This window comes from uncultured Methylobacterium sp., from assembly GCF_964242245.1.
GTDB lineage: Bacteria > Pseudomonadota > Alphaproteobacteria > Rhizobiales > Beijerinckiaceae > Methylobacterium.
In genome coordinates, this window is the sequence record NZ_CAXTBY010000066.1 from 17,884 (window position 1) to 22,641 (window position 4,758).

Below are 4,758 nucleotides of genomic sequence, written 5' to 3' on the forward strand. Positions count from 1 at the left end.
CCCGCAAAGGGGGAGGGAACGGCGCCCCCTCAATCCAGCTTGTACACCGCGGCCAAGTCCGGGTCCTTCGCGGCCACGAGCTTGGCCAGATCCACGATGACCTTGGCCTGCTTCCAGGTGGCGTCGTCCTGCATCTTGCCGTCGAGCATCACCGCGCCGGTGCCGTCGGGCATCGCCGCGACGATGCGGGCGGCGAACGCCACCTCGTCCGGATCGGGGGCGAAGACGCGCTTGGCGATGGCGACCTGGTTGGGGTGCAGCGTCCAGGCGCCGGCGCAGCCCATCAGGAAGGCGTTGCGGAACTGGACCTCGCAGGCCGGCCCGTCGGAGAAGTCGCCGAACGGCCCGTAGAACGCCTTGATGCCGTTGGCCATGCAGGCGTCGACCATTTTTCCGATCGTGTAGTGCCACAGGTCCTGCTGCGCCGAGGCGCGCGCGACGCCTTCGCCCGCTGGGTCGGCGATCACCCGGTACTCCGGATGCCCCCCGCCGACGCGGGTGGTCTTCATGCCGCGCGATGCCGCCAGATCCGCGGGGCCGAGGCTCATCCCGTGCATGCGGGGCGAAGCGCAGGCGATGGCGTCGACGTTGGCCACGCCCTCGGCCGTCTCCAGGATCGCGTGGATCAGGATCGGCTTCCCCACCCCGTGGCGTGCCTCGAGCTGCGCGAGCAACTGGTCGACGTAGTGGATGTCCCACGGCCCCTCGACCTTGGGGATCATCACCACGTCGAGCTTCGCGCCCACGGCTGCCACGATCTCGAACAGGTCGTCGAGAAACCACGGCGAGTTCAGCGCATTGACGCGGCTCCACAGGCCGGTGCCGGTAGCGGCGAAGTCCGTCGCCTGCGCCATCGCGACGAAGCCTTTGCGCGCGGCCTCCTTCTGGTCCATGGGCACCGCGTCCTCGAGGTTGCCGAGCACCACGTCGACGGTGCCGGCGAGCTCCGGCACCCGGGCGCGGACCTTGTCGTTGTGGGGCGGCACGAAGTGGATCATCCGCTCCAGCCGCACGGGCAGCTCGCGGAACGGCGCCGGCGCGCCGGCGGCGAGCGGCTGGAAGAAGCGGCGGGGCAGTTTCATCGGAGGCCTCGTTGCGGATCGGCGGGCGGATCCGGACGCCCGGTTAGGGCAAGGGCCGCCCCGGCGTAAAGCCGTCCGCGGCGCGGCGATCGATCGTGCGCTGCCGCACGCGCCTCGTCCACTCTGCGTCCGCAGGGCGGCCTTGCGGGAACCCCACCGGAGGAGCAGAGTCTTCGCAGCGAGGCGGGACTATCGAACCGGGAAACGGGCCATGTCCGTATCGACGAAGCAGCGTATTCTCGTTCTGGCGACAGTCTTCGGCCTCGCGGCCGGCACGCCTCACCTGTGCGTGGCCGGCTCGGATGCTGTCAAACGTCCGACGCGCGTCGTCTTCACAGCCGGCGAGCTCGCCGCGGCGCGCCCGGCAGGCCTGACGAACAAGGTCCGCATCGCGGGCGACGACGCAAAGGCCTTCCAGGCGCTGATCGATGCCGCCCCCGCGGCGGTAAACCCCTGGCTCGTCCTCTCCGGCGGCGGCGAGAACGGTGCCTTCGCCGCCGGCCTGCTCACCGGCTGGAGCGCGGCCGGGAACCGCCCCGCCTTCGGGGTGGTCACCGGCGTCTCCACCGGCGCCCTGATCGCGCCCTTCGCCTTCGTCGGCGCCGACGCGGCGCTGCGCGAGGCCTACACCACCATCTCGGCGGCCGACGTGTTCGAGTTCGGCGGCTCCGACGAGGCGCTCACCGACACGTGGCCCCTGAAGCGCCGCATCGACAAGGCCGTGACGCCGGGCCTGCTGAAGGCGATCGCCGCCGAGCACGCCAAGGGCCGGCGCCTCCTCGTCGCCACGACGGAGCTCGACAGCGAGCGCCCCGTGCTGTGGAACATGGGCGCCATCGCGACCATCGGCACCGACAAGGCGCTCGGCCTGTTCCGGTCGATCGTGCTGGCGTCGGCCGCGGTGCCCGGCATCTTCCCGCCGGTCTCGATCGACGCGACGGCGACGGACGGGACGACGCGCCGGGACAAGCCGATCCAGGAGATGCACGCCGACGGCGGCACCACCGCGCCGTTCTACCTCGCCCCGAAGGCCGCACTCACCGGCGCCGCGGCGGTGCGGATCCCGGCCCGCACGGTCTACCTCGTCGTGAACAACACCGCGGCGGCGTCCTTCCAGATGGCGACGCACACGACGCTCTCCGTCCTCGGCCGGGCGATGTCGGCGGCGATCAAGGCGCAGACCCAGGACGCCCTGGCGCTGGCCGGCGCCTTCGCCCGCCGTGAGACCATCGACCTGAAGGTCGCCGAGATCGACGGGCGCTTCACCAAGGACGCGCCGGGGCCGTTCGACCAGCGCTACATGCAGGCGCTGTTCGCCCACGCGGAAGGGCTCGCGCGCACCGGCACCGCCTTCGGCGCCCCGGACGCGATGGCGCGGGACCGGCGGAACGTGCCGACGAGATCCTTCGGGGCGGCGCATCCGGACGCCTCGAAGACGTTCGCCGGGCGCTGAGGGAAGCGCCGGCCGCGGCTCAGGCCAGGGCGTCGCTCGCGAGATCCCTCTGCAGGTCGCGCAGGTAGGCCGTGACCCTGCGGGCGAGCGCCGGGTCGGCGCACTGGACCCAGACAGGGGCGGGCAGCACCGCCCGGTCGAGCCCGCAGAGCAACGCCTCGGCCGTGAGCGCGGCGTCGCGCTCGCAGGAGGCTGCCAGGAGACGGGGGCCTGCGGGCGTGCCGACCATGATCGCGATGGTTGCCATGGGCGCACAACGATCCGGCAGGGCACCGCGTTGCCTCGCCTGGCCGGCGATCCCGCGCGGCCGGAGGTCACGCCGCCTTCTTCACCCCGCGCCCGGCGATCTGAACCAGACTGCGCATCACCTGCGTCGCCGTCTTCAGGCGCGCCGGGATCGAGTCGAGTTCGCGGATGAACACCACGCTCATGTCCGGCCGGACGCGCGCGAACGAGGCCTGCTCCGCGACGTAGGCGACGAGCCCCTGCGGGTTGGCGAACGACTTGTCGCGGAAGTGCACCACGACGCCCTTCGGCCCGGCCTCGACCTTGGCGACGTTGGCGGCCAGACATAGGATCTTGATCGTGACGATTTTCAGGAGCTGCTCCACCTCCGGCGGCAGCGGCCCGAAGCGGTCGATCAACTCGGCCCCGAAACTCTCCATCTCGGCGTCGTTCTCCAGGGTCGAGAGCCGCCGGTAGAGAGCGAGCCGCACGCCGAGATCCTCGACGTAAGTTTCGGGGATGGTGACGGGGGCGCCGAGCGCGATGGTCGGCGACCACGCCTCCTCCACCGGCTCCGCGATGCCGGCCTTCAGGGCCGTCACCGCATCCTCCAGCATCTGCTGGTAGAGCTCGTAGCCCACCTCCTTGATGTGGCCGGACTGCGCGTCGCCGAGCAGGTTGCCGGCGCCGCGGATGTCGAGGTCGTGGGAGGCGAGCTGGAAGCCGGCGCCGAGCGTATCGAGGGTCTGGAGCACCTTCAGGCGCTGCTCGGCCTGAGCGGTCAGGGTGCGGTTGGCCGGCGTGGTGAACAAAGCGTAGGCCCGCGCCTTCGAGCGGCCGACGCGGCCGCGGAGCTGGTAGAGCTGGGCCAGCCCGAACATGTCGGCCCGGTGGACGATGAGCGTGTTGGCGGTGGGGATGTCGAGGCCGGATTCGACGATGGTGGTTGAGAGCAGCACGTCGTACTTGCCCTCGTAGAACGCGGTCATCACGTCCTCGAGCTGGCCCGCTGCCATCTGGCCGTGGGCGATCGCCACCGTGGTCTCGGGCATCTCGGTGTCGAGGAACTTTTTGACCTCGGGGAGGTCCTCGATCCGGGGGACGACGTAGAACGATTGGCCGCCGCGGTAGCGCTCGCGCAGCAGCGCCTCGCGCACCGTCAGCGGGTCGAACGGCGTGACGAAGGTCCGCACCGCGAGCCGATCGACAGGGGGCGTCGCGATGATCGAGAGGTCGCGCACGCCCGTCATCGCCAGTTGCAGCGTGCGCGGGATCGGGGTGGCCGACAGCGTCAGCACGTGCACGTCGGCCTGGAGGGCCTTCAGCCGCTCCTTGTGGCTGACGCCGAAATGCTGCTCCTCGTCGACGATGATGAGGCCGAGATCCTTGAAGGCGATGTTCTTGGCCAGCACCGCGTGGGTGCCGACCACGATGTCCATCGTGCCGTCGGCGAGCGCGGCGCGGGTCTGCTTCATCTCGGCGCTGCCGACGAAGCGCGAGAGCTGCGCCACCTGCACCGGCAGGCCCTTGAAGCGCTCGGAAAACGTCCGGAAGTGCTGGCGGGCGAGCAGGGTGGTGGGCACCACCACCGCCACCTGCCGCCCTGAGATCGCCGCCGCGAAGGCGGCGCGCAACGCCACCTCGGTCTTGCCGAAGCCGACGTCGCCGCAGACGAGGCGGTCCATCGGCCGGCCCTCGTTGAGGTCGGACAGCACCGCGTCGATCGCGGTGGCTTGGTCCTCGGTCTCCTCGAAGGCGAAGCGCGCCGCGAACTCGCCGTAGAGCCCCTCCGGCGGCACCAGCCGCGGGGCCTGCCGCACGAAGCGCTGCGCCGCGACCTTGATGAGCTCGCCCGCCATGTCGAGGATGCGGCGCTTCATCCGCGCCTTGCGGGCCTGCCACGCCCCGCCGCCGAGGCGGTCCAGCGCCACCTCCGCGTCCTCGGAGCCGTAGCGGGTCAGGAGCTCGATGTTCTCCACCGGCAGCAGCAGCAGGCCG

Annotated in this window: 4 protein-coding genes; 1 reads left to right on the forward strand and 3 read right to left on the reverse strand. The window is 71.2% G+C overall.

What is annotated here, in order from left to right; translation table 11 throughout:
- Window positions 1–29 precede the first annotated feature (29 nt).
- Window positions 30–1,082, reverse strand: coding sequence for an HpcH/HpaI aldolase/citrate lyase family protein (locus tag ACFE8Y_RS14100; RefSeq protein ID WP_375465014.1), 1,053 nt, complete (start codon window positions 1,080–1,082; stop codon window positions 30–32).
- A 211-nt stretch (window positions 1,083–1,293) separates the two neighbouring features.
- On the opposite strand from ACFE8Y_RS14100, the gene ACFE8Y_RS14105 reads away from it, so the two are divergent.
- A complete protein-coding gene (locus ACFE8Y_RS14105; RefSeq protein ID WP_375465015.1) occupies window positions 1,294–2,535 on the forward strand; it encodes a patatin-like phospholipase family protein in 1,242 nt (413 codons plus the stop codon).
- 19 nt (window positions 2,536–2,554) lie between these two features.
- Here ACFE8Y_RS14105 and ACFE8Y_RS14110 read toward each other — a convergent pair whose 3' ends face one another.
- Complete coding sequence (locus ACFE8Y_RS14110; RefSeq protein WP_375465016.1) at window positions 2,555–2,782, reverse strand: hypothetical protein; 228 nt, start codon at window positions 2,780–2,782, stop codon at window positions 2,555–2,557.
- A 67-nt stretch (window positions 2,783–2,849) separates the two neighbouring features.
- Window positions 2,850–4,758: transcription-repair coupling factor (mfd, locus tag ACFE8Y_RS14115; protein WP_375465017.1), on the reverse strand; the 1,909-nt coding region annotated here is incomplete at its 5' end.